Consider the following 23548-nt stretch of genomic DNA (forward strand, 5'->3'; position numbering starts at 1 on the left):
CTCAACGTGAGAGGTGTTGATGGTGATACCACGAGCTTTTTCTTCTGGTGCGTTATCGATCTGGTCGAATGCACGAGCAGAACCACCGTAGGTTTTTGCCAGAACGGTAGTGATTGCAGCGGTCAGCGTTGTTTTACCATGGTCAACGTGGCCGATAGTACCGACGTTAACGTGCGGTTTTGTACGTTCAAACTTTTCTTTAGACATCGATTGTCCCTCTAAGACACGGATAAATCGGTGATATCACCACATCAACCAGGCGAAATGCCTGAACTGTTGAATCAAGTAAAATTGAAACAGAGAGAAACGGGAAGGAGAAGTGAAGTGGTGCTGATACCCAGAGTCGAACTGGGGACCTCACCCTTACCAAGGGTGCGCTCTACCAACTGAGCCATATCAGCACGTATTGGAGCGGGCAGCGGGAATCGAACCCGCATCATCAGCTTGGAAGGCTGAGGTAATAGCCATTATACGATGCCCGCATCCTGAAACTCGGCTACCCAGTTCTTTCTGTAACAAAAAAAGAGATTTCTCTCTTTTTAAGTTCGAGCTGATTCAGCTTTTAAACCAGCTCCGGCGGCATTTACGCTGCCAGAAAGTGGTGGTGGGGGAAGGATTCGAACCTTCGAAGTCTGTGACGGCAGATTTACAGTCTGCTCCCTTTGGCCGCTCGGGAACCCCACCGGACTTGATGGTGCCGACTACCGGAATCGAACTGGTGACCTACTGATTACAAGTCAGTTGCTCTACCTACTGAGCTAAGTCGGCATCAAGTAGCGCGCATTCTATGGATACCTGCGCGGTCATGCAACTAAAAATTTGCATAAAACGTTCTTTCGCTCACATTTTATGCTAACCACGCATCAAGCGCTGTAAAAGTAATCATTAGCGGTCAAATATTCAACATATATGAGCGAATTGCATCGCATACGCCGTAGCGTGACGGCTTCCGCGTAACGCAGCGCTTTCCATCTTTTTTCTTATTATTCCTGTCATCTGGTGTTAACCTCCTGCCCATTGTCCAAAATTAACTGTGTGATGAGCCATGATCCGGCAGTGTGATGCTGGCTCACTGAAGCATGCTTATGAGCAAAAAAGAGCAAACGTTAATGACGCCTTATCTTCACTTTAACCGCAGCCAGTGGGCTGCCCTGCGTGATTCCGTCCCTATGACGCTGACGGAAGGTGAAATCGCACGGTTAAAAGGGATAAACGAAGATCTGTCCCTGGAAGAAGTGGCAGAAATTTATCTCCCCCTCTCACGCTTGCTTAACTTCTATATCAGTTCCAACCTGCGCCGTCAGGCGGTGCTGGAGCAGTTCCTTGGAACCAATGGTCAACGCATTCCTTATATCATCAGTATTGCTGGCAGCGTGGCGGTAGGTAAAAGCACAACCGCGCGTGTCTTGCAGGCTCTCCTGAGCCGCTGGCCAGAACACCGCAGCGTGGAGCTGATCACCACCGACGGCTTTCTGCACCCCAATGAGGTGTTAAAAGAACGCGGGCTGATGAAGAAGAAGGGCTTCCCGCTCTCTTATGACATGCACCGTCTGGTGAAATTTGTCTCTGACCTGAAATCCGGCGTGCCTAACGTCACGGCGCCGGTCTATTCGCACCTGATCTACGATCGCATTCCGGGCGGAGACAAAACGGTGGTGCAGCCAGACATTCTGATTCTGGAAGGGTTAAATGTGCTGCAAAGTGGGATGGATTATCCTCACGATCCGCATCACGTGTTTGTCTCTGACTTCGTCGATTTCTCTATTTATGTCGATGCACCGGAAGATTTGCTGCAAAGCTGGTATATCAACCGCTTCCTGAAGTTCCGCGAAGGGGCGTTCACCGACCCGGACTCCTATTTCCATCACTACGCCCAGCTTTCTGAAGAAGAGGCGGTGAAGGTGGCGACAGGTCTGTGGAACGAGATCAACTACGTAAACCTGAAAGAGAACATTCTCCCTACCCGCGAGCGGGCGAGCCTGATCCTCACCAAGAGCGAGAAACACGCTGTCGACCAGATTCGTTTGCGGAAATAGGTTAGCAGACATAAAAAAACCGGCTTAACGCCGGTTTTTTTGTTTACGCCTGCGGCTTTTCGCCGTTTTCATCCTGATCGACCGCAAAGCAGGCCACCAGCTGACCGCGATAATCTTTCAGCTGCGGCTGTAGTTGGGTGCAAGGGCCAAAGCGGCGACTGCAACGGGCGTTGAATGCACATCCCGGAGGTGGATTCAACGGACTTGGCAGTTCACCGGTCAGCTTAATACGCTCACGACGATCGTCCGGGTTCAGGCGCGGTGTCGCAGAGAGCAGCGCCTGGGTGTATGGGTGGCGAGGGTTATTAAAGATCTGATCTTTCGTCCCCTTCTCCACGCAGCGCCCCAGATACATCACCATCACTTCATCAGCGATATGCTCTACCACCGACAGGTCGTGGGAGATAAATACGTAAGACAGCCCCAGCTCCTGCTGCAGATCCATCATCAGATTCAGCACCTGTGCGCGCACGGAAACGTCGAGCGCTGAGACCGGTTCATCGGCAATCACGACATCCGGGTCGAGCATCAGGCCACGGGCGATGGCGATACGCTGGCGCTGGCCGCCAGAGAACATATGCGGGTAGCGATCGTAATGCTCGGTTTTCAGGCCGACTTTCGCCATCATCGCCAGCGCTTTTTCACGACGCTGCTCTTTGCTGAGATTACTGTTAATCAGCAGCGGCTCTTCCAGAATCTGCCCCACTTTCTTGCGCGGGTTCAATGAACCGTACGGGTTCTGGAACACAATCTGGATTTTCTGGCGACGCAGCTTCTGCGCCTGCGGATCGTGCTTGAGCAGATCCTGCCCCTGATAATAGAGCTCGCCGCCGGTAGGCGTTTCAATCATCGTCAGCAGACGGCCTAAGGTTGATTTGCCGCAGCCCGACTCCCCGACCACCGCCAGCGTTTTACCGCGTTCGAGGGTAAAGGAGACGCCGTCCAGCGCTTTCACCAGGCGCTCAGGGGCAAAAATCCCCTTCTTCACCGGGTAGTGTTTTTTCAGGTCGATAGCCTGCAACAGCGGTTGTTGCGTGGTGGCCTGTTGCGTACTCATAGTGTTGGCCTCCCGGCATCATCGAGTGGGTAGTGGCATTTCGACTGACGACCGTCAGCCAGCTGGTTCAGCTCAGGCTCTTCTGCACGGCATTTATCCGTCGCATACGGGCAACGCGGATTCAGCAGGCAGCCCTGCGGACGGTCATATTTACCTGGTACCACACCCGGAAGCGACGCCAGACGCGCTTTATCCTGGGCAAACTCCGGCAGCGCACGTAAAAGCGCCTGGGTATACGGATGACGCGGTGCACGGAAGATATCATGCGAACTTCCGGTCTCCACCACCTGCCCTGCATACATCACGATGATTTTGTGTGCTGCTTCAGCCACCAGCGCCAGGTCGTGCGTAATCAGCACCAGCGCCATGTTCTCTTTCTGCTGCAGTTCCAGCAGCAGCTCGATGATTTGCGCCTGGATGGTCACGTCCAGCGCTGTGGTCGGCTCATCGGCAATCAGCAGTTTTGGCCGACAGGCAATTGCCATCGCGATCATCACACGCTGACTCATCCCGCCAGAAAGCTGATGCGGGTAGACATCAAGGCGCGATGCCGGGTCAGGGATCCCCACCTGGTTCAGCAGGTCGATCGCCCGCTGACGACGGGTTTTCTTGTTACCGCCCTGATGGACCTTGATCGCCTCCATAATCTGGAAGCCCACGGTGTAGCAGGGGTTCAGGCTGGTCATCGGATCCTGGAAGATCATCGCCACTTCCGCGCCCACCAGCTGGCGGCGCTGTTTCTCGGAAATGCGCTTCAGATCCTGACCATTGAACTGCAGGTTTTCCGCCATCACGCGGCCCGGATAATCGATCAGCCCCATAATCGCTAGTGAGCTTACCGACTTACCGGAACCGGATTCCCCAACAATGCCAACCACTTCGCCCTGATTTACGCTGTAGCTGATGCGGTCCACGGCGCGAAACGGGGTGCCTTCATCGCCGAAGTGCACCGATAATTTATCTACATTTAATAACGCCATCTCGTGCCTCTTACTGCTTCAGTTTGGGATCAAGTGCATCGCGCAGACCATCACCCATCAGGTTAAATGCCAGCACCGTCAGCAGAATTGCCAGACCCGGGAAGGTGACAACCCACCAGGCGCTTTGTGCGAACTGCAACACGTCGGAGAGCATCGTGCCCCACTCCGGTGTTGGCGGCTGCGCACCCATGCCCAGGAAGCCAAGAGCGGCCATATCAAGAATGGCGTTAGAGAAGCCGAGCGACGCCTGAACAATCAGCGGCGCAAGGCAGTTCGGGAAGATATTGACGAACATCTGGCGCATCGCACCGGCACCGGCCACGCGGGACGCGGTGACGTAGTCGCGGTTCACTTCCACCAGCACTGCCGCACGGGTTAAACGCACGTAGTGAGGGAGTGCCACGAAGGTCAGCGCAAGCGCGGCATTACCGATCGACGGGCCAAATATCGCCACCAGCACCAGGGCCAGCAGCAGGCTTGGCAGCGCCAGCATGATGTCGACGATACGCATGATGATGTTATCAACAATGCCGCCAAAATAACCCGCAACCAGGCCGAGGATGATCCCCATGATCAGGGACAGCACCACCACCAGGCAGCCCACCAGCAGCGACAGACGCGCGCCGTACATCAGACGCGACAATACGTCGCGACCCACATCATCGGTACCCAAGAGGTGAGCCAGGCTCCCGCCGTCCTGCCATGCAGGGGGGGCCAGCAGCGCGTCACGGAACTGATCGGCCGGGTTATACGGTGCAAGCACGTTTGCAAACACGGCAATCAGGATCATGACAGAGACATAGACCAGCCCCACTACCGCGCCTTTATTACGCTTGAAGTAGTGCCAGAATTCCTGCAGCGGCGTCATTGGAACCGGTGCAGCAACCACTTTATTTTCAGAAACGTGTGACATGATGGCCCCTTACTTCTTATGACGAATACGCGGGTTCACCACGCCGTACAGCAAATCGACCAGCAGGTTGACGAGAATAATCATCGTCGCGACCAGCAATACACCGCCCTGCACGACCGGATAGTCACGGCGTTGCAGCGCGTCAATCAGCCAGCGGCCAAGGCCCGGCCAGGAGAAGATGGTTTCGGTCAGGATCGCCCCTGCCAGCAGCGTACCCACCTGCAGACCGATAACGGTCACCACCGGCAGCATGGCGTTACGCAGCGCATGAACGATGATGACTCGCATACGCGTCAGGCCCTTGGCACGCGCGGTACGAATATAATCCTCGCCCAGCACTTCCAGCATTGACGAACGGGTCATACGCACGATTACCGCCAGAGGGATCGTGCCGAGCACCATCGCCGGCAGGATCATATGCGCGACCGCATCAATAAAGTTGCCCTCTTCGCCCCATATCGCCGTATCAATCAGCATAAAGCCGGTCAGCGGGTTGGAATCATCGAGGAAGACCATATCGCTGACGCGTCCGGAGACCGGCGTCAGGTTAAGCTGCACCGAGACCAGCATAATCAGCATCATGCCCCACCAGAAGATCGGCATGGAGTAGCCGGTCAGCGCCAGGCCCACGGCGGTATGGTCAAAAATAGAGCCACGTTTAACGGCAGCCAGCACCCCGACAGGGATACCCACCGCAGTGGCAAAAATCATGGCGCAGATGCCAAGCTCCAGTGTCGCTTTAAAACGCGGCACGAACTCGTCCCACACCGGAAGACGGCTTTTCAGTGAAATCCCTAAGTCACCGTGCATGACGCCCCAGATATAGTGGAGGTACTGCTGCCACATCGGCTTATCGAGGCCGAGTTCAGCCAGCAGCTGCGCATGACGTTCAGGGGAAATACCACGCTCGCCCGCCATAATCATTACCGGGTCGCCGGGGATCATATGGACGAAGGCAAAAGTGAGAAGGGTGATACCGATAAACGTGGGGATGACAAGTCCCAGACGTCGGAGGATGAACTGCAACATAACCCGGATTCTCTCTGAAGACGCACGACCAGTGGCGTGGCGTCTGTATTGCTCACAAATGTAAATTCCCTCTCCCGCAGGAGAGGGTTAGGGTGAGGGCTAGCATGCAAGCCCCTCACCCCTGCCCTCTCCCACAGGGAGAGGGAGAACACCCTACTGATTATTCAACAGATACGTTTTCGAAGTGGTGTTTGCCCAGCGGATCAACCACGTAGCCTTTCACTTCTTTGCGCACTGGCTCGTACACAGTGGAGTGAGCAACAATCAGAGCCGGAGCCTGATCGTGCATAACAACCTGTGCCTGCTTGTAGAGTTCAATACGTTTGTTGTGATCGTCGGTGGCACGCGCCGGCTGGATCAGGTCTTCAAACGGCTTGTAACACCAGCGAGAGTAGTTAGAGCCGTCTTTTGCCGCCGCACAGCTGAAGAGGGTGGCGAAGAAGTTGTCCGGATCCCCGTTGTCACCGGTCCAGCCCATCATCACTGCCTGATGCTCACCCGCTTTGGCGCGCTTCAGATACTCGCCCCACTCGTAGGTGACAATCTTGGCCTGAACGCCGATTTTCGCCCAGTCAGCCTGAACCATTTCAGCCATACGGCGTGCGTTCGGGTTGTACGGACGCTGTACCGGCATCGCCCACAGTTCAACGGTAAAGCCTTTATCCTGCCCTGCTTCCTTCAGCAGCGCTTTCGCTTTCTCTGGGTCGTAGGTGTAGTCTTTAACGTCATCGTTATAGCCCCACATGGTTGGCGGGATCAGGTTTTTAGCCGCAACGCCGGCGCCCTGGTAAACGGCCTTGATGATCGCTTCTTTGTTCACCGCATAAGTCAGCGCCTGACGCACTTTCACGTCATCAAACGGTTTCTTCTCGGTGTTGAAGGAGAGATAGCCCACGTTCAGGCCAGCCTGCTCCATCAGGTTGATATTCTTGTCCTGCTTCATGCGGGCGATATCAGCCGGGTTCGGGTAGGGCATAACCTGGCATTCGTTTTTCTGCAGTTTTGCGTAACGCACAGACGCGTCAGGCGTGATGGAGAAGACCAGACGGTCGATCTGTGGTTTGGTACCCCAGTAGCCCGGGAACGCTTTGTACAGAATACGGGAGTCTTTCTGGTACTGCAGCAGCTGGAACGGACCGGTACCGATTGGGTTCAGGTCCACTTTTTCCGGCGTGCCGGCTTTCAGCATGTTGTCCGCGTACTCTTTAGAGAGGATAGAGGCGAAGTCCATGGCCAGGTCTGCCAGGAATGGCGCTTCCGGGCGAGTCAGCACGAACTGAACGGTTTTATCGTCCACTTTTTTCACTTCAGCGATCAGGTCTGGCAGACCCATCCCTTCGAAGTACTCATAGCTGCCGCCGGACACTTTGTGGTACGGGTTCTGAGCGTTTTTCTGACGATCGAAGGAGAACACAACGTCATCGGCGTTGAAGTCGCGCGTTGGTTTGAATTCTTTGCTGTCCTGCCACTTCACGCCCTGGCGCAGGTGGAAGGTATAGGTTTTACCGTCTTCGCTGACGTCCCACTTCTCCGCCAGGCCAGGAATCACTTCCGTGGTGCCGGTTTTGAATTCAACCAGACGGTTATAGATCGGCACAGAGCTTGCGTCGTAAGTCGTACCAGAGGTAAAGAGCTGTGGGTTAAAGCCTTCCGGCGAGCCTTCAGAACAGTAAACCAGGGTTTTTGCCTGTACGCTTGCTGCCACGGTCATAGCCACCAGGCTCAGACCAAGCTTCAGCATCCCTGACTTCTTCAAGGAAATACTCATTATTCTGCTCCAATGTGATGTTTTGCTTTGTTGTGTTACGCCGCCTGACCTTTATTTATTTTTTACCCGGTCCGGTCGGTGATGCCCGAAGGCGTTAAAGGGATGGAGAATCCTTTCAGAAGAGCGTTGGAGTTGCAGCGCAGATCGTCCCTGAAATGCCCCTCGTGCCCTACAATCTGTCAACAGAATGTGAAAACGTCAATACAGGTGACGGGGATTTACGCTGAGTGTGAGAAACCGCAAACAAAGATTAAAAAAACTATGTACGCCAGTTTTCAGCAGGGAAATTTATGCTACTCGTCATGTTGCAGCACAAATATCTTCATATTTCGCAACAATCAGTGATTAACTTTTATTCAGAATGGGTAAATTTTCTTGCAGAACGGTGATTATCTGAGCACTAAATACCGCGAACGTTAAAACGCACAGCGAAAAATGCTGAGGTTATCCATAAGCAACGCGAAAAAAGATCAATCTATATATAAAAAAATACAATGGATTATGTCACAAAATCACGAACAGGCAGGAAGAAGCAGGACTAAGAGGTGTTTTGGCTAATCTGGACGAATAAAGCGTTAATGCAAAAAGGGCTAACCTTGCGGTTAGCCCTTTTTTGAATGTGGTCGGCGAGAGAGGATTCGAACCTCCGACCCACTGGTCCCAAACCAGTTGCGCTACCAAGCTGCGCTACTCGCCGAATGCGGAGCGCATCTTACTGCTGAGGTGCGCCCCCGTCAATCCCTTAATTTAAAAAAGCCATCCAACTGGCGATAAACTCGCCAGGCAAGTTACTGCGCGGCTTTCTGGCTGCTTTCAGGCAGTTTGCACCAGTTGTTATTTTCGTTAATCCCCCCGTCCGGAGAGGTATAACCCAGGCAACCCATGATGGTGTCGTACAACTCAACGTGACGGCGCGGTACCTTAATTTCTGCCTGCTGTTTCAGATGAGCAAACATTTTGGCTTTGTCAGGGTTCTCCAGGTACTTATCTGACATCCACATAATCATCGGTACACGGAATTGCTCCGGCGGCGCCAGCTTACGCGGCGTACCGTGCAAATGCTCTTGCTCGTTGATGGACTCGCCGTGATCAGCCGCATAGATCACAATCGCTTTCTTATCGCGAAGCTGGTCAATTACCCGGCTGAGGAACGTATCCACATACAGCACCGAGTTATCATAGGCATTAATCAGCTCCTGCTTGCTGCAGTATTTATTAATACCGATGCACTCAGGTTGCCATTTTGCGAAATCACGCGTGTAACGCTGATAGTAGCTGTAGTGCGATCCTTTGGTGTGCAGAACAATAAGATGCTTACCCTGCGGATGATTTTTCAGCGACTGCTCCATTTCTGAGAGTAGCAGCATGTCATCAACGGTCTTACCGCGGTTACGCGGCTCGGCGCCAATCTGCTCACGGTACGCGATGTTATCGGCAAGGGTGTTGGTGTAGAACCACATCTCACTTTGCATGGCGAACAAGTCTGAGCTGAAGCCAAGCTGCTTTAGTACGGCAAATACATTCTGCTCTTTAAGGGTACGCTGCGGGTTATCACTCGCACCGCCTTCACGTACAAACATACAGCGCAGCGAAAGCTTTGTGGCGGTATCACAAGAATAGCCGCGGTAAGCCACCAGGTTCTTTTCCTGTGCCAGTTTAGGCGTGGTATCACGGTCATAGCCCAGAATACCCATATGATCCCAGCGCGTTGTTTCACCAATAACAAACACGACGTAAGTATCATCGAGCCCGTCAGCGGGTGCCTCGTAGTGGAATTTTTTGGTCGGATTCATCAGCGATTTCACATCGCTGGATTCATCCGCCTGCGCCCAGGCATAGAGACCTAACGCTGAAAGCCAGTTTGACGGCAGATACGAGTTGGCCACAACTCCGCCATAGCTTGGCATATCGACACCCGTTGCCTTTTCGATGCGTTTTTGCTGTTTTTCCATCAGGCGAATAGGCGCCCATACCAGCAAACCGGCCAGCAGGACCACGGCGACAGTGCGGATCCGCTGTCCACGAGTGCGCAACTGGCGTAACAACGTATAGCGGCAGGTATTACTCCAGATAAAGAAGAGTGGGAGCAGACAGGTTAAAATTGTCCAGACGATAAAGCCTTTACCCACAACCTCTTTCGAGAGGTCAATGTCAGTGGTCATTACCGACGCAACGATACCGTAGCCAATGACGACGTTCATAAAGGTCATGTAATAGCTGGCGGCGGCGGAAATTATCACCACCAGCGAGGCCAGAATTTGCCACGTGCGACGGCCGAAGAGAGATAACAGGCGTAACAAGAAAAATGTAGCGAGGACTGAGCCGAACACTTCAATAGCGGCAAAAATTCCATTTCTTACGGTGAGGTCTTCGAAATAACCTTCCACTCGTCTGAACAGCACCGCGCCATTCAGAAATAATCCGATATAGACAGCCAGCATCAGACACAATCTTTGCTGGGTAATAGACCTAATGTATTTCATGCAAACAACCCTGGGGGAAGGGGTATAAAGACCCGCCGAATCTCAGTGAGAAAGCGGACAGAGTAAGTAAATGCGTAAGAAAGCGTTATCAGAAACGTCTACAAGCGCCGTAAGTAGACCACAGCGGGAGAGAAAAGTGGCAGCGGAGAATGTGATCGGTGCAAATTTTTACAAAATAACAAGTCTGGAAGCATATCAAATAAAAGTTAAAGAGGCCGTTAAGGCCTCTTTAATTTAGGTTAAGCATGTGCTTCATTAAACACTTCGCGCTGCGGCTGCCGAATCGTCGTCGACAGGGCCAGTGAAATAATCAACAGGGCGAATATTACGCAGAAGGTGACATAGAATCCGCCGAACAGCGAGGCAATTAACGAGCCGCAAATGCTGCCGATGCCAAAGCCTAAGTAAATCACGCCGTAATTTTTCGCCAGGTTGTTCAGACCAAAGAACTCGCTCACCAGTGACGGGAACACCGTGATGGTGCCGCCGAAGTTAAAGGCCACGCAGGCAATCGCAGCAAAGAAAGTCGCTTCATTCAGGGGCGCAAACAGCAGAGCCGCCATACCCACCAGTGAAACCACCTGTCCAAGGGTAATCACGCGGATGCGGGCAATTTTATCGGACAGGATACCCAGCACCAGACGACCAGACAGGTTAGCGATAGAGATCACGGTCACCGCGTTTGCCGCCGTCATGGCATCCAGTTTAACCATGCCCTGCGCGATATCTTTCGCCACACCAATCACATACAGGCCACTCATGCAGGCTGTCAGGAACATCACCGCCAGCATCCAGTACTGGGGTTTACGCATGGATTGAGCCAGGGTGAAGTCATTCTCCACCACGCCGTTAACGGTTTTCACTTCCTGCTGCGGTGCGTCTTTCATCAGGGTCGCGCCAAACAGGATCATCACCAGGACGATAGCCCCCCAGATCATGAAGGTTTTTTCGAGGCCAACCGACGCCAGCAGATGAGAGTCGATAAATTTAAATCCGAGGCTGCCCAGGCCATAAGAACCGATGGCAAACGCGGAGATTAACCCTTTACGCTCCGGGAACCATTTGACGCAGTTTGACAGGGTCAGCAGATAACCGGCACCGTCCGCCAGACCAACCAGTACCCCGGCGCTCAGCCAGAGCATCATCAGGTTGTTTGAATACGCCGTCAGGAAAAAGCCCAATCCCAGCAGGATCCCCGAGGCCATCGTGACGCGTTTCACGCCGAACCGCTCCTGCAATTTGCCCGCAACCGAAGAGGACAGCGCCAGCCCAAGGCTTAGCAAACCGAAAGAGAACGCCACCTGACTGATCGGCGCACCGAGCTTGTCGGAAAGGGCACTGTTAAACAGGCTCCAGGTATAGACCGAGCCCAACGCAAACTGGGTGACGATGGTGCCAAAGAGCGTCAGCCAGCGTGTACGATTGTAGGAAGATGTAATCATGGCAGTTGTCCTGCAAGAGAAAGTAAGGGAATTTGCTGAGGACAACGATAAACAAAACCCTGATCCCGCTGGGGGAAAACGGCATGAGATGCAGGAGAAACGGAATGAAATGCCTGGAATCGGGAATGAACGACCTTGCCGGGGAATGAAGCGACAGAATGTTAGTGCACGCTATCGCTACAACCCCCACGGTTATTGTATTCAAGATGTTAACGTGACGTTTAAAATAGTAACAACGTTAGAAATTTGCACTTACGCCCAGCGTGTACAAAAACTGCTCTCCCGTCGTGCTGTCCTCCCCTTGCGCTAAGGAAGCATACGCCGCCATGTGCGAGGTGAAAGGAATATCGGTGCCTACGGTGACATCCATCCAGTTGCCATTTTGAGCCGGGGCAGGCGTTTGCGGCATCCCGAACTGGGATTTCCACTGATTTTCACCATACTGCTGGTTATAGCTAATCTGCGCCCAGGGACGAAGTTCGCCATATTGCGTATCCACGCGCCAGCCTAGCGTACTCACGCTGGCATGCCACAGGGGATCGGTCAGCGCCTGGGTTGTCACGCTATCACCAAACTCATTAATCATCATGGGCGTGGTGCCGTCATAACGCCATGCCACCACCGGGCCGGTCGTGACATGACCCGCCAGCGGAAAATTCCAGCCGACGCTCATCGCCCCCGCGGAGGTCGAGCCAGAGGGCAGATTCAGAGCCAGCCCCGGCGCATTTTGCGAAGACTGGATGCGCTCCGCCAGGATATCGTCATAACGCGGTTGGTGATCCGCATCCCATGTATAGCGTTCCGCCGTATTACTTTGCGGGTCTGAAACGATATATTCCTGTTGCCAGGCAAATGCTGAGTGACCAGAAAGCAGACAGGCTGAAATCCCCACCAGGCCAGAAACAGCATGGCGACCACTGATTTTTTTTATCATCAAAGCGACTCCAGAGAGAGCCGAATTCGGCGATTTTTATCATTGTTCAGGAAGAGGTTTTTAGGGCTTATGGCCCTGTATTAACTATTGTCTTTACAGGTCACACGTCAAGCCTGACGGAATGAAATTTTTGCGATAACCGTGTCATAAGGGAGATAACCGATGCAACGTTGCGGTTGGGTAAGCCAGGATCAGCTCTATATCGACTATCACGATCGGGAATGGGGCGTGCCGGAAACGGACGGCAAAAAACTTTTCGAGATGATCTGCCTGGAGGGTCAGCAGGCGGGTTTGTCATGGATTACGGTATTGAAGAAACGCGAAAACTACCGCAATGCCTTTCATCAGTTCGATCCCGTCCGGGTCGCCGCGATGACCGACGACGACGTGGAGCGACTGGTGCAGGATGCAGGCATCATCCGCCATCGTGGTAAGATCCAGGCCATTATCGGTAACGCACGCGCTTATCTGGCAATGGAACAAAACGGTGAACCGTTCTCAGAGTTTGTCTGGACGTTTGTGAATAACGATCCGCAAATCACGCAGGCCGCCACGCTCGCGGAAATTCCCGCCTCGACTCCGGCCTCGGACGCACTCTCGAAAGCGCTGAAAAAACGCGGCTTTAAGTTTGTCGGCTCCACCATCTGCTACGCCTTTATGCAGGCCTGTGGCCTGGTCAATGACCATGTTACCGGCTGCTTCTGTCATCCGGGAGGCCATCATGATCCGCAAATGGCAAAGTGAGAATACCGCGTCGCTTTTGAGCCTATGGCTTGAAAGTACCACGGAAGCGCATCCGTTTATTGAGGCGAGCTACTGGAAAGAGAACGAAGCCATGGTGCGGGACGTTTATCTGCCGTCGGCCGAAACCTGGGTCTGGGAACAGGATGGCGAACCTTACGGGTTTATCAGCGTGATGCAGTCTCAGTTTGTCGGCGCACTATTTGTCGCACCGGCGTACATCGGCAAAGGCATCGGACGCGCGCTGCTGACCCACGTTCAACAGCGCTTCCCGCATTTAAGCCTGGAGGTGTATCAAAAAAATGTCCGGGCGGTGAATTTCTACCATGCTCAGGGCTTTCGTATCGAAGACAGCGCCTGGCAGGATGACACCCAACACCCGACGTGGATCATGAGCTGGCAGGCGGATCAAACGCCGTCAGAGTAAGCTCGGGTCCCTGGTATTTCTCGACCCATGCCAGCGCCGTATTGCCTGCACAGCCATTCCCCAGCTTCGAGCTGGGGAGATCTTTGGTCAGCACGTTAACGGCACCGTTTTTACAAATACCGCTCTCGTCCAGGTCCGGCCACGCGCCCTGGTGGATGCAGATCACGCCTGGTTTGATTCCGTCGCTCACCACCGCTCCGGCCAACACCTGCCCACGATGGTTCCAGACGCGCACCAGATCGCCATCCGCAATCCCGCGCGCTTTCGCATCTTCAGCATGAAGCGTGATCGGCTCCCGCCCGGCGACCGCATACTGCTCGCGCAGCGACGAATAATTAAGCTGGCTGTGCAGGCGATGCGCGGGGTGCGCGGATAACACCTGGAGCTGCTCAGGCTGGGCATTGCCGTGCCACTCATCCGGTTCAAGCCATGTGGGATGCGCAGGACAATCCGCGTACCCAAAGCGGGCAATGCGCTCACTGTAAATCACAATCTTTCCGCTCTCGGTTTTCAGCGGATGGTTCTCCGGGTCGCGACGGAAATCGGCGAAACGGACAAACTGCGCGTTCTGCTCGCTCTCCGGCATTTCGAAAATCGCGTTCGCTTCCCAGAATTCCGCAAACGGCGGCAGCGTCACCCCCTGGGCCGCACCGCGCTGAGCAGCAATCTGATAGAACGTTTCCAGCCACTCAAGATCGGTTTTCCCTTCGGTGAAACGCTCACGACCGCCCGCTTCCCACCGTTCGCTCAGTTCCGCAAATACGTCAAAATCATCACGCGCTTCATCCCGCGGTGCGACCACACGCTTCATCGGCACCATATGCTGATTGCTGTAGTCACCGGTCATGGTGAGATCGTTACGCTCGTACGAAGTCGTGGCCGGCAGCACGATATCGGCATGTTTGGCGGAGGCGGTCCAGAAGCATTCCGAAATCACCACCAGCTCCGGCTTCTGCCAGGCGCGGATAAGACGATTGGTATCCTGATGGTGCGTGAAATTCGCCCCACCCGCCCACCAGACAAACTTAATATCCGGGAAATGGCGGTCCAGACCGTTATGCTGATAAAATCCGCCCGGGTTTTCCAGGGCTTCAACAATACGCGCCACCGGAATTTTATCCACGGCATCAACGCCGCCCTTCACCGATCCCTGCATGGAGGCCAGCACGGCGGCTTTACGGGTGGGGTTGCCGCCATTGGCGAAGTGATAAGAGAGCCCAAACCCGCCGCCCGGCGTACCAATTTGCCCGAGCATCGCGGCAAGCGTCACCAGCATCCAGTGTTTTTGCTCGCCAAACTGCTGGCGCTGCATGCCCCAACCGGACATCAACATCGTGGTGTTTTCATGGAACAACGCGGCCAGTTCACGGAGCTTGTCAGCCGGAATGCCACAAATACTTGCTGCCCACGCTGCCGTTTTGGCAACACCATCCGTTTTACCCGTCAGATAATCGGCGAATTTGTCGAAGCCCGATGTGCAACGCGCGAGGAAGTCGGCGTCGTGCCAGCCATTCTCTACCAGCGTGTGGGCGATACCCAGCATCATCGCCACGTCAGTCCCCATATGCGGGGCGAGCCATTCGGCACTGTCACCAAAGAAATCCAGGGTTTCAGAGCGCATGGGGTCAATACAGATGATGCGCTTACCGCTCTTGCGCAGCGCATCAAAATAGCCAATACCCTGCTCGTCGGAAGCATTCCAGGCAATTTTCAGCGTGTTGAGAGGGTTGGCACTCCACAGCACCACCACCTCGGTATGCTCCAGTACCAGCGGCCAGCTGGTCTGCTGCTGATAAACCTCATTACCGCCGACGACGTACGGCATGATCGCCTGCGCCGCGCCGGTGGAGTAATCCCCCAGATGGCCCGTGTAGCCGCCGGCCAGGCTCATGTAGCGCTGCAGCAATGTCGATGCTTTATGCAGCACGCCGTTAGAACGCCAGCCGTAAGAGCCGGCAAAAATGGATGCAGGCCCATAGCTGTCGCGAATGCGCTTGTGCTGGGCGTGGATCAGCGCCAGCGCGTCATCCCAGCTCACACGCACAAACTCATCCTGACCACGAATGCCCTGCGGCTTGTCCGGCGAAGCCAGAAATCCTTTACGCACCATCGGCCAGCGCACGCGGGTTTTGCTGTGCACCTGATCGCGAACGACGGTCTGTAAAGAGTTGGGGTGTTGTGTTGGCAATGCCCCACGGGAAGACAGGACATTTTCGCCGTCGGTTTCGACCAGCATCGGCCCCCAGTGGGCGGCGGTCAGAATGGTTTTTGTTGAGGTGCTCAAAGCGTGCGCTCCTGGTTGCGTGCAGGTTTACGGTCTTGTTATTGAGGCCGTTTATGGTTTGTCACAAATTTCAGAGTTATCCCCGGAATTTTCTCCGTATCCGGACGTCATAATCAACTGCCACGTCCGTCGTGGCAAAGAATAAAAAGGATTAAGGAAAGAAGATGAAAAAACGCGTACTCGTTATTGCCGCTCTGGTGAGCGGTGCACTGGCGGTTTCTGGCTGCACAACAAACCCATACACCGGTGAACGCGAAGCGGGTAAATCCGGCATCGGCGCGGGTATCGGTTCACTGGTCGGGGCGGGTGTAGGTGCGCTCTCCTCCTCCAAAAAAGACCGCGGTAAAGGTGCGCTGATTGGCGCAGCGGCAGGCGCAGCGCTCGGTGGCGGCATGGGTTATTACATGGATGTGCAGGAAGCGAAGCTGCGCGACAAAATGAAAGGCACAGGCGTGAGCGTCACGCGCAGCGGTGACAACATCATCCTGAATATGCCTAACAACGTGACCTTCGACAGCAGCAGCGCAACGCTGAAACCTGCCGGTGCGAATACCCTGACCGGCGTGGCGATGGTGCTAAAAGAGTACAACAAGACCGCCGTGAATGTGATTGGCTACACCGACAGCACCGGCAGCCAGGAGCTGAACATGCGTCTGTCTCAGCAGCGTGCTGATTCCGTGGCCAGCTCGCTGATCACCCAGGGCGTTGAAGCGAACCGTATCCGCACCAGCGGTATGGGCCCGGCAAACCCTATCGCCAGCAACAGCACGGCGGAAGGCAAAGCGCAGAACCGCCGCGTTGAGATTACGTTGAGTCCTGTGCAGTAAGTAGAAGCAAAACGGCAACATTCGTTGCCGTTTTAAGTGTTTGCGCCCTCTCCCGTGGGAGAGGGTTGATGTGAGGACATCAAGCAGCACCTTCCATAATGAACCACTTGCCATCGTTGATTTTCCCGCTAAGGTATTCTCACTAAAGTCAGGGAATTCAGTGATGAGCAAACCAACGCGGGCCACCATCAGCGACGTGGCGAAAGCCGCCAGAACCGGTAAAACCAGTATTTCACGCTATCTCAACGGCGAGAAACACCTGCTTTCCGATGCGCTGCTGGCACGTATTGAACAGGCCATTGCCGATCTCGACTACCGCCCCAGCATCATGGCGCGCGGACTTAAACGTGGCCGTACCCGTCTTATCGGGCTTATCATCGCCGATATTACCAACCCCTACTCGGTAAACGTGCTGAGCGGTATCGAAGCCGCCTGTCGCGAGAAAGGTTTTACCCCGCTGGTCTGTAACACCAACAACGAGGTGGACCAGGAGCTGCATTATCTCGATCTGCTGCGCAGCTACCAGGTGGAAGGTATCGTGGTCAATGCCGTGGGTATGCGCGAGGAAGGGTTAAATCGGCTGCAACAGTCTTCCCTGCCGATGGTGCTCATCGATCGTAAAATCCCGGAATTCGCCTGCGACGTTGTCGGGCTGGATAATACCCAGGCGGCCACGACTGCAACCGAGCATCTGATCGAACAGGGCTTCGAAGCAATTCTGTTCCTGAGCGAGCCGCTGGGCATGGTGAATACCCGTCGCGAGCGCCTGAACGCATTTCGTGCCACCCTGGAGCGTTATCCCGGAGTGATCGCCGAAAACGCCGAAACTCCGCTTCATGAAGCCGACCAGCTCGACAATACTCTGCGTCAGTTCCACACGCGCCATCGCGGGATGCGCAAAGCTGTGATTTCGGCCAACGGGGCGCTGACGCTTCAGGTCGCCCGCTCGCTCAAACGCATTGGCCTGCACTGGGGCAGCGATATCGGCCTGCTGGGCTTCGATGAACTGGAGTGGGCTGAACTGGCCGGGGTAGGCATCACCACGCTCAAACAGCCGACCTGGCAAATCGGCTATGCCGCTGTTGAACAAGTGGTTCGTCGCATTGAAGGGATCAGCGATGCCGTGCGCGAGCAGGTCTTTTCTGGCGAGCTGATTGTCCGCGGCTCCACCGCCCGTTAATTTCCCCTTGTGATGACGATCATAAATTCAACATCCTGAACTTTTCTTTGGAACCGGTTCCATCTAGCGTAATAGTATCGATGTACGTTTGATGGAGTTCCTGAATGGGCAGAAAAATAATGGTGGTCACCGCCGCGTATGGTGCGGATCAGGTGCGACAGGCTGGCGGCCAACGGGCGATGCTGCCCGTAATTGCCGGTGCGGGTGCCGACGGCGTAGAGATCCGCCGGGAGCTGTTCAACAGTGAAGAGCTACAGGCGCTGCCTGCGCTGGGCGAATCCATTGAGCTGCTGGGCCTGCTGGCGTGTTATTCCGCCCCCGCCCCCCTGTTTATGCCCGACGGTACCCTCAACCCCGACCTTCCCCGCTACCTTTCCGAAGCCAGCACGCTCAACGCGCTGTGGCTGAAGGTATCCCTGGGTCATTTCAGCGGCACCCGGCCGCTTACCGCCCTGCGCGCTTTGCTCAATGAGAGCGGCATGGCACTGGTGGTGGAAAACGACCAGACCGACTGCGGCCAGCTTGCGCCGATGCAGCGTTTCCAGGCCGCCTGCCGGGAAATGGCGCTCCCCGTCACGCTGACCTTCGACATGGGTAACTGGCTGTGGGTCGGCGACTCGCCGGAAGAAGCGGCAACCCGTCTGGCTCCGGCGGTCAGCTATATCCACGTGAAAGCCGCTGTACCGCATAAAGCGCAGTTCCGCGCCGTCGCGCCGGATCGCGCCGATGCGCGCTGGCTGGCTCTGCTCAGTCAGTTGCCTGCCGATGCACCACGCGGGATCGAGTTCCCGCTGGAAGGGGCGGACTTAACCGCTGTCACCCGGCATTACGTTAACCTGCTGCGCGAGGAGTAAACCATGCACAAGACACTGGATGTGATCACTATCGGTGAAGCCATGGCGATGTTTGTCGCTACCGAAACCGGTGAGCTGAGCACGGTTGAGCACTTTATCAAACGCGTGGCAGGCGCAGAGCTGAATGTGGCAACGGGGCTGGCACGCCTCGGCCTGAAAACAGGCTGGGTCAGCCGCGTGGGTGACGACAGCTTTGGTCACTTCGTTCTTGATTCGCTGGAAAAAGAGGGGATTGATGCCGCAGGCGTGACGCTCGATGGACGCTTCCCGACCGGCTTTCAGCTTAAATCTAAAGTCGAAAATGGAACCGATCCCATCGTGGAATACTTCCGCAAAGGGTCGGCGGCAAGCCATCTCTCGGTGGAAGATTATCACGCCGAGTACTTTGCGAGTGCACGCCATCTGCACCTGAGCGGTGTGGCAGCCGCGTTGTCGGCCAGCTCGTATGAGCTGCTCGATCATGCCGCGACCACCATGAAGGCTCAGGGGAAAACGATCTCTTTCGATCCTAACCTGCGCCCGGTGTTGTGGAAAAGCGAGGCGGAGATGGTCGAGAAGCTGAACCGTCTGGCATTCCAGGCGGACTGGCTTCTGCCGGGGGTGAAAGAAGGCGTGATCCTCACCGGTGAAAATACGCCGGAAGGGATTGCCGATTTTTACCTGAATAAAGGGGTAAAAGCGGTGGTACTGAAAACCGGTGCCGATGGCGCATGGTTTAAAACCGCGGATGGTGAACAGGGCGCGGTCGCGGCCGTGAAGGTTGAGAACGTAGTCGATACCGTCGGCGCGGGCGATGGCTTTGCCGTCGGGGTCATTAGCGCCCTGCTGGAAGGCAAACTGCTACCGCAGGCCATCGCCCGGGGCAACTGGATCGGCTCGCTGGCCATTCAGGTGCAGGGCGACAGTGAAGGATTGCCGACGCGCGCGCAGCTTAACGAGTAAATCCCCTCTCCCGTGGGAGAGGGCCAGGGTGAGGGCAACGACCCGCACATATAATTAAACCACCGTGTACCCTACAGACAACGGCGGTAACAACCTCAACAACAGAGGCAAGCCTATGAACAGTTCGACCAATGCAGTAAAACGCTGGTGGTACATCATGCCAATCGTGTTTATCACGTACAGCCTGGCGTACCTTGATCGTGCCAACTTCAGTTTCGCATCCGCCGCGGGGATCACCGAAGACCTCGGGATCACCAAAGGTATTTCATCTCTGCTGGGCGCCCTTTTCTTCCTGGGCTACTTCTTCTTCCAGATCCCCGGCGCGATCTACGCCGAACGCCGCAGCGTGCGTAAGCTGATCTTCGTCTGTCTGATCCTGTGGGGCGCCTGCGCGTCGCTTACCGGCGTGGTCAATAATATCCCTGCCCTGGCCGCTATTCGCTTTATCCTTGGGGTAGTTGAGGCGGCGGTGATGCCCGCAATGCTGATCTACATCAGCAACTGGTTTACCAAATCTGAACGTTCCCGTGCGAACACCTTCCTGATCCTCGGTAACCCGGTCACCGTGCTGTGGATGTCAGTGGTGTCCGGCTACCTGATCCAGTCTTTCGGCTGGCGCGAGATGTTTATCATCGAAGGGGTGCCGGCAATCATCTGGGCTTTCTGCTGGTGGGTGCTGGTAAAAGATAAGCCTGCTCAGGCGAAATGGCTCTCCGAAGATGAAAAAGCCGCACTGCAGGCGCAGCTGGATAAAGAGCAGCAAGGGCTGAAGGCGGTGCGTAACTATGGCGAAGCCTTCCGCTCCCGCAACGTGATCCTGCTGTGCGCGCAGTATTTTACCTGGAGTATAGGCGTGTACGGTTTCGTACTGTGGTTGCCGTCAATTATCCGCAGCGGCGGGGAAAATCTCGGTATGGTGGAAGTCGGCTGGCTCTCCTCCGTGCCCTATCTGGCGGCAACTATCGCGATGATCATCGTCTCCTGGGCATCGGACAAACTGCAAAATCGTAAGCTGTTTGTCTGGCCACTGCTGCTGATCGCTGCCTTTGCTTTCATCGGCTCCTGGGCCGTGGGCGCAAACCACTTCTGGGTCTCCTATACGCTGCTGGTGATTGCCGGTGCGGCGATGTACGCCCCGTATGGTCCCTTCTTCGCCATCATCCCGGAGATGCTGCCGCGTAATGTGGCAGGCGGCGCGATGGCACTGATTAACAGTATGGGTGCGCTCGGTTCTTTCTGCGGCTCCTGGTTCGTCGGTTACCTGAACGGTGCAACCGGCAGCCCGTCAGCCTCATACATCTTTATGGGAGTGGCGCTTTTCGCCTCAGTATGGCTTACTCTGATTGTTAAGCCTGCTAATAATCAACAACTCCCCGTCGGCGCACGCCACGCCTGAATCATTAAAAATCAACGGAGATAAGCATGAAGCCGTCCGTCATTTTGTATAAAGCACTGCCTGATGATCTGCAAAAACGCCTGGAAGAACACTTCACCGTCACGCAGGTGAAGAACCTAAGCCCGGAGACGGTGGCACAACACGCCGGGGCGTTCGCCCGGGCCGAAGGCCTGCTGGGTTCAAGCGAAAAAGTGGATGTCGCGTTGCTGGAAAAAATGCCGAAGCTTCGTGCTACCTCAACCGTTTCCGTGGGTTACGACAATTTTGACGTGGACGCCCTCAACGCGCGCAACATCCTGCTGATGCATACGCCACATGCCCTGACGGAGACCGTGGCCGATACGCTGATGGCGCTGATGCTCAGCACTGCCCGCCGCGTGGTGGAGGTGGCCGATCGCGTCAAAGCGGGCGAGTGGACAAAAAGCATCGGCCCGGACTGGTTCGGTGTGGATGTTCATGGCAAAACGCTGGGGATTGTTGGCATGGGCCGGATCGGCCTGGCGCTGGCGCAGCGTGCGCATTTCGGTTTTAACATGCCGATTCTGTATAACGCACGTCGCCATCACAGCGAAGCCGAAGAACGCTTCAACGCCCGCTATTGCGAGTTGGATACGCTGTTGCAGGAAGCGGATTTTGTCTGTCTGATCCTGCCTCTGACGGACGAAACCCGGCATCTGATTGGCAAAGCGGCGTTTGAAAAGATGAAGAAATCCGCCATTTTCATCAATGCGGGTCGTGGCCCGGTCGTGGATGAGAAGGCATTAATTGAGGCGCTACAAAACGGTGAGATCCATGCGGCCGGTCTGGACGTGTTTGAACAGGAGCCGCTGCCGGTGGATTCGCCGCTGCTTTCGCTGCCTAACGTGGTCGCGCTGCCCCATATTGGTTCTGCGACGCACGAGACGCGTTACAACATGGCGGCCACCGCGGTGGATAATCTGATCGCCGCGCTGAACGGAAACGTGGAGAAAAACTGCGTCAATCCACAGGTCCAACAGTAGAAACGAAAAAACCCGCCAGAAGGCGGGTTTTTAAATTCTTTGCTACTGGGTTGGAAGCTTACAGGCTTACAACGTTACCAGCTGCTGGGCCTTTAGCGCCGCTTTCGATGGTGAAGGACACTTTCTGACCTTCGTCCAGAGATTTGTAGCCATCGTTCTGGATAGCAGAGAAGTGTACGAACACGTCTTTAGAGCCATCGTCAGGAGTGATGAAGCCGAAACCTTTATCAGCGTTGAACCATTTTACCAGACCAGTCATTTTAGCAGACATAGAATTACCTTAATTAACAAATATATTGTGCCTTCCGGCTTGATGGGTTGCGTTACAGATTTTTAAGCGATGAAGGAAGGGTCACTACGAAGGGTATCTATGGATAACAATCTGGACTGCTTTACTAAACTGCTTTAGGTCTGTGTAACAAACCGACGCGAACAGTTATACCGATGTGGTAGAGGAATGACAAGCGTTATTTTAGTCATAAGTAAAAAACCCCGCCTGAAGCGGGGTTTTTTCGGTTTATTCTGTGGCAGCGACGGCTGCGCTCCATGCCTGACTAAAGGCCTGGTGCTGAGAGGCCAGCGGCCCAATCAGCGTATTGTACTGACTCGCCTGCTGCGAGGTTGGGAACTGAATACCGTTGGCAACAAAGCTCACCTGCGTTCCCTGCTGGGAGATAAAATCCCCTACCTGAACCAGCTGCTGCGTGAAGATCTGCGCGGCGGGGATCAGCGGTTGCAGGGCATCCGAAGGTTTGGTCACCACTTTCTCATACACTTTGTCGAAGACCGGTTTGAGATCGTCGCCCTGTTTCAGCGCGGAACGTGACGCGTCAGCCTGCATTTTCGCGTTCTGCAATTGCTGGCTCAGCACGCCGAGCGCACCGTTAGACTGGCGAAGCGGTTCACGTTGGGTGACATAATCCTGCGGGACACGGATGGCGTTAACGCTATCCACAACCGGACGAATGCCGGAGTCCATCGCCTGGCTTACCTGCTGTGAATAACCATACAGAATGGCGTAATCAGACACGAAGGGGCCAAACTGTTTTTTCTGATCCGCAGTCAGCGTCGGCAAACGCTCGCCGCTGCGCATCACTGTATTCTGCAGAAAATCGATAAACGCTTTGCGCTGATCGCCTTCTTTATCAAAACACCCACTCAGGCTAACAACCATCAACAACGCCGCAATAGGCGCAAACCAGCGAGAGCAGGACTTTCCTGTCGCCATTTCATTACTCCTTTCACCCAAAAAAG

The 23548-nt window shown here is 54.9% G+C and carries 21 protein-coding genes and 5 tRNA genes; 9 read left to right on the top strand and 17 right to left on the bottom strand.

Annotated features, from left to right (window positions below):
* The 5 genes from M8370_RS06025 to M8370_RS06045 all read right to left on the bottom strand — a co-directional run.
* A partial coding sequence (locus M8370_RS06025) for a GTP-binding protein (RefSeq protein WP_021242225.1) occupies positions 1-207 on the bottom strand: 207 nt, incomplete at its 3' end.
* A gap of 118 nt (positions 208-325) precedes the next feature.
* Positions 326-401, bottom strand: a tRNA-Thr gene (locus M8370_RS06030).
* Between the two features lie 6 nt (positions 402-407).
* Positions 408-482 (bottom strand) — tRNA-Gly (locus M8370_RS06035).
* 117 nt (positions 483-599) lie between these two features.
* Positions 600-684: transfer RNA gene (locus M8370_RS06040), tRNA-Tyr, on the bottom strand.
* A gap of 8 nt (positions 685-692) precedes the next feature.
* Positions 693-768 (bottom strand) — tRNA-Thr (locus M8370_RS06045).
* Between the two features lie 317 nt (positions 769-1085).
* On the opposite strand from M8370_RS06045, the gene coaA reads away from it, so the two are divergent.
* A complete protein-coding gene (coaA, locus tag M8370_RS06050; RefSeq protein WP_013094996.1) occupies positions 1086-2036 on the top strand; it encodes a type I pantothenate kinase in 951 nt (316 codons plus the stop codon).
* 43 nt (positions 2037-2079) lie between these two features.
* Here the strand turns inward: coaA and dppF are convergent, their stop codons facing one another.
* From dppF to M8370_RS06095, 9 genes are all read right to left on the bottom strand, one after another.
* Entirely contained in the window at positions 2080-3093 is a 1014-nt protein-coding gene (gene dppF / locus M8370_RS06055; RefSeq protein ID WP_014830234.1) for a dipeptide ABC transporter ATP-binding subunit DppF, read from the bottom strand.
* Positions 3090-4073 (bottom strand): dipeptide ABC transporter ATP-binding protein, encoded by a 984-nt coding sequence (gene dppD, locus M8370_RS06060; RefSeq protein ID WP_013094994.1) that lies wholly within the window; start codon positions 4071-4073, stop codon positions 3090-3092. The genes dppF and dppD overlap by 4 nt, the downstream gene beginning before the upstream one ends.
* A gap of 10 nt (positions 4074-4083) precedes the next feature.
* On the bottom strand, positions 4084-4986 hold the full coding sequence (gene dppC / locus M8370_RS06065; protein WP_020684504.1) for a dipeptide ABC transporter permease DppC: 903 nt from the start codon (positions 4984-4986) through the stop codon (positions 4084-4086).
* 9 nt (positions 4987-4995) lie between these two features.
* Positions 4996-6015 carry a dipeptide ABC transporter permease DppB gene (gene dppB / locus M8370_RS06070; RefSeq protein WP_014830232.1) on the bottom strand — a complete coding sequence of 340 codons (1020 nt, stop codon included), beginning with the start codon at positions 6013-6015 and terminating at the stop codon, positions 4996-4998.
* Positions 6016-6175: 160 nt separating this feature from the next.
* The gene (gene dppA / locus M8370_RS06075; RefSeq protein WP_023620080.1) at positions 6176-7783 is read right to left on the bottom strand and encodes a dipeptide ABC transporter periplasmic-binding protein DppA; all 1608 of its coding nucleotides are present in this window, start codon (positions 7781-7783) and stop codon (positions 6176-6178) included.
* Between the two features lie 620 nt (positions 7784-8403).
* Positions 8404-8480, bottom strand: a tRNA-Pro gene (locus M8370_RS06080).
* 91 nt (positions 8481-8571) lie between these two features.
* The gene (gene eptB / locus M8370_RS06085; protein ID WP_023620079.1) at positions 8572-10266 is read right to left on the bottom strand and encodes a kdo(2)-lipid A phosphoethanolamine 7''-transferase; all 1695 of its coding nucleotides are present in this window, start codon (positions 10264-10266) and stop codon (positions 8572-8574) included.
* A gap of 239 nt (positions 10267-10505) precedes the next feature.
* Positions 10506-11708 (bottom strand): L-lactate MFS transporter, encoded by a 1203-nt coding sequence (locus M8370_RS06090; protein ID WP_058679187.1) that lies wholly within the window; start codon positions 11706-11708, stop codon positions 10506-10508.
* Between the two features lie 238 nt (positions 11709-11946).
* Positions 11947-12645 carry an autotransporter domain-containing protein gene (locus M8370_RS06095; RefSeq protein ID WP_023620076.1) on the bottom strand — a complete coding sequence of 233 codons (699 nt, stop codon included), beginning with the start codon at positions 12643-12645 and terminating at the stop codon, positions 11947-11949.
* 159 nt (positions 12646-12804) lie between these two features.
* On the opposite strand from M8370_RS06095, the gene tag reads away from it, so the two are divergent.
* Together tag and M8370_RS06105 are read left to right on the top strand one after the other, a co-directional pair.
* Positions 12805-13386 carry a DNA-3-methyladenine glycosylase I gene (tag, locus tag M8370_RS06100; protein WP_013094984.1) on the top strand — a complete coding sequence of 194 codons (582 nt, stop codon included), beginning with the start codon at positions 12805-12807 and terminating at the stop codon, positions 13384-13386.
* Positions 13364-13810, top strand: a complete 447-nt coding sequence (locus M8370_RS06105) for an N-acetyltransferase (RefSeq protein WP_250020652.1) — start codon at positions 13364-13366, stop codon at positions 13808-13810. The genes tag and M8370_RS06105 overlap by 23 nt, the downstream gene beginning before the upstream one ends.
* On the opposite strand, the gene M8370_RS06110 is transcribed toward M8370_RS06105, so the two are convergent.
* Positions 13773-16094, bottom strand: a complete 2322-nt coding sequence (locus M8370_RS06110) for a molybdopterin guanine dinucleotide-containing S/N-oxide reductase (protein WP_284038863.1) — start codon at positions 16092-16094, stop codon at positions 13773-13775. The genes M8370_RS06105 and M8370_RS06110 overlap by 38 nt on opposite strands.
* A gap of 164 nt (positions 16095-16258) precedes the next feature.
* On the opposite strand from M8370_RS06110, the gene M8370_RS06115 reads away from it, so the two are divergent.
* The 6 genes from M8370_RS06115 (at position 16259) to ghrB (ending at position 22294) form a co-directional block, all read left to right on the top strand.
* Entirely contained in the window at positions 16259-16921 is a 663-nt protein-coding gene (locus M8370_RS06115; protein ID WP_248032033.1) for an OmpA family lipoprotein, read from the top strand.
* 163 nt (positions 16922-17084) lie between these two features.
* Complete coding sequence (locus M8370_RS06120; protein WP_013094979.1) at positions 17085-18101, top strand: LacI family DNA-binding transcriptional regulator; 1017 nt, start codon at positions 17085-17087, stop codon at positions 18099-18101.
* 104 nt (positions 18102-18205) lie between these two features.
* Positions 18206-18955 carry a sugar phosphate isomerase/epimerase family protein gene (locus tag M8370_RS06125; protein ID WP_023620073.1) on the top strand — a complete coding sequence of 250 codons (750 nt, stop codon included), beginning with the start codon at positions 18206-18208 and terminating at the stop codon, positions 18953-18955.
* Between the two features lie 3 nt (positions 18956-18958).
* Complete coding sequence (locus M8370_RS06130; RefSeq protein ID WP_250020654.1) at positions 18959-19897, top strand: sugar kinase; 939 nt, start codon at positions 18959-18961, stop codon at positions 19895-19897.
* A 115-nt stretch (positions 19898-20012) separates the two neighbouring features.
* A complete protein-coding gene (locus tag M8370_RS06135; protein ID WP_013094976.1) occupies positions 20013-21293 on the top strand; it encodes an MFS transporter in 1281 nt (426 codons plus the stop codon).
* A gap of 26 nt (positions 21294-21319) precedes the next feature.
* Positions 21320-22294: a glyoxylate/hydroxypyruvate reductase GhrB gene (gene ghrB / locus M8370_RS06140; protein WP_047024128.1), complete on the top strand. Its 975-nt coding sequence runs from the start codon at positions 21320-21322 to the stop codon at positions 22292-22294.
* A 58-nt stretch (positions 22295-22352) separates the two neighbouring features.
* On the opposite strand, the gene cspE is transcribed toward ghrB, so the two are convergent.
* Positions 22353-22565: a transcription antiterminator/RNA stability regulator CspE gene (cspE, locus tag M8370_RS06145; protein ID WP_003860775.1), complete on the bottom strand. Its 213-nt coding sequence runs from the start codon at positions 22563-22565 to the stop codon at positions 22353-22355.
* Between the two features lie 246 nt (positions 22566-22811).
* Positions 22812-23522: a DUF3053 domain-containing protein gene (locus M8370_RS06150; protein WP_013094974.1), complete on the bottom strand. Its 711-nt coding sequence runs from the start codon at positions 23520-23522 to the stop codon at positions 22812-22814.
* Positions 23523-23548: the final 26 nt, after the last annotated feature.

This window comes from Enterobacter cloacae complex sp. OE43NF (genome assembly GCF_023544405.1).
GTDB lineage: Bacteria > Pseudomonadota > Gammaproteobacteria > Enterobacterales > Enterobacteriaceae > Enterobacter > Enterobacter cloacae.

Excerpts from the sequence above, each read along its gene's own strand:
- M8370_RS06120 (WP_013094979.1), top strand. The coding sequence starts at position 17,085 with ATGAGCAAACCAACGCGGGCCACCATCAGCGACGTGGCGAAAGCCGCC.
- dppD (WP_013094994.1), bottom strand. The coding sequence starts at position 4,073 with ATGGCGTTATTAAATGTAGATAAATTATCGGTGCACTTCGGCGATGAA.
- cspE (WP_003860775.1), bottom strand. The coding sequence starts at position 22,565 with ATGTCTGCTAAAATGACTGGTCTGGTAAAATGGTTCAACGCTGATAAA.
- dppF (WP_014830234.1), bottom strand. The coding sequence starts at position 3,093 with ATGAGTACGCAACAGGCCACCACGCAACAACCGCTGTTGCAGGCTATC.
- dppC (WP_020684504.1), bottom strand. The coding sequence starts at position 4,986 with ATGTCACACGTTTCTGAAAATAAAGTGGTTGCTGCACCGGTTCCAATG.
- tag (WP_013094984.1), top strand. The coding sequence starts at position 12,805 with ATGCAACGTTGCGGTTGGGTAAGCCAGGATCAGCTCTATATCGACTAT.
- eptB (WP_023620079.1), bottom strand. The coding sequence starts at position 10,266 with ATGAAATACATTAGGTCTATTACCCAGCAAAGATTGTGTCTGATGCTG.
- M8370_RS06115 (WP_248032033.1), top strand. The coding sequence starts at position 16,259 with ATGAAAAAACGCGTACTCGTTATTGCCGCTCTGGTGAGCGGTGCACTG.
- M8370_RS06130 (WP_250020654.1), top strand. The coding sequence starts at position 18,959 with ATGCACAAGACACTGGATGTGATCACTATCGGTGAAGCCATGGCGATG.
- M8370_RS06135 (WP_013094976.1), top strand. The coding sequence starts at position 20,013 with ATGAACAGTTCGACCAATGCAGTAAAACGCTGGTGGTACATCATGCCA.
- dppA (WP_023620080.1), bottom strand. The coding sequence starts at position 7,783 with ATGAGTATTTCCTTGAAGAAGTCAGGGATGCTGAAGCTTGGTCTGAGC.
- coaA (WP_013094996.1), top strand. The coding sequence starts at position 1,086 with ATGAGCAAAAAAGAGCAAACGTTAATGACGCCTTATCTTCACTTTAAC.
- dppB (WP_014830232.1), bottom strand. The coding sequence starts at position 6,015 with ATGTTGCAGTTCATCCTCCGACGTCTGGGACTTGTCATCCCCACGTTT.
- ghrB (WP_047024128.1), top strand. The coding sequence starts at position 21,320 with ATGAAGCCGTCCGTCATTTTGTATAAAGCACTGCCTGATGATCTGCAA.
- M8370_RS06150 (WP_013094974.1), bottom strand. The coding sequence starts at position 23,522 with ATGGCGACAGGAAAGTCCTGCTCTCGCTGGTTTGCGCCTATTGCGGCG.
- M8370_RS06125 (WP_023620073.1), top strand. The coding sequence starts at position 18,206 with ATGGGCAGAAAAATAATGGTGGTCACCGCCGCGTATGGTGCGGATCAG.
- M8370_RS06090 (WP_058679187.1), bottom strand. The coding sequence starts at position 11,708 with ATGATTACATCTTCCTACAATCGTACACGCTGGCTGACGCTCTTTGGC.
- M8370_RS06105 (WP_250020652.1), top strand. The coding sequence starts at position 13,364 with ATGATCCGCAAATGGCAAAGTGAGAATACCGCGTCGCTTTTGAGCCTA.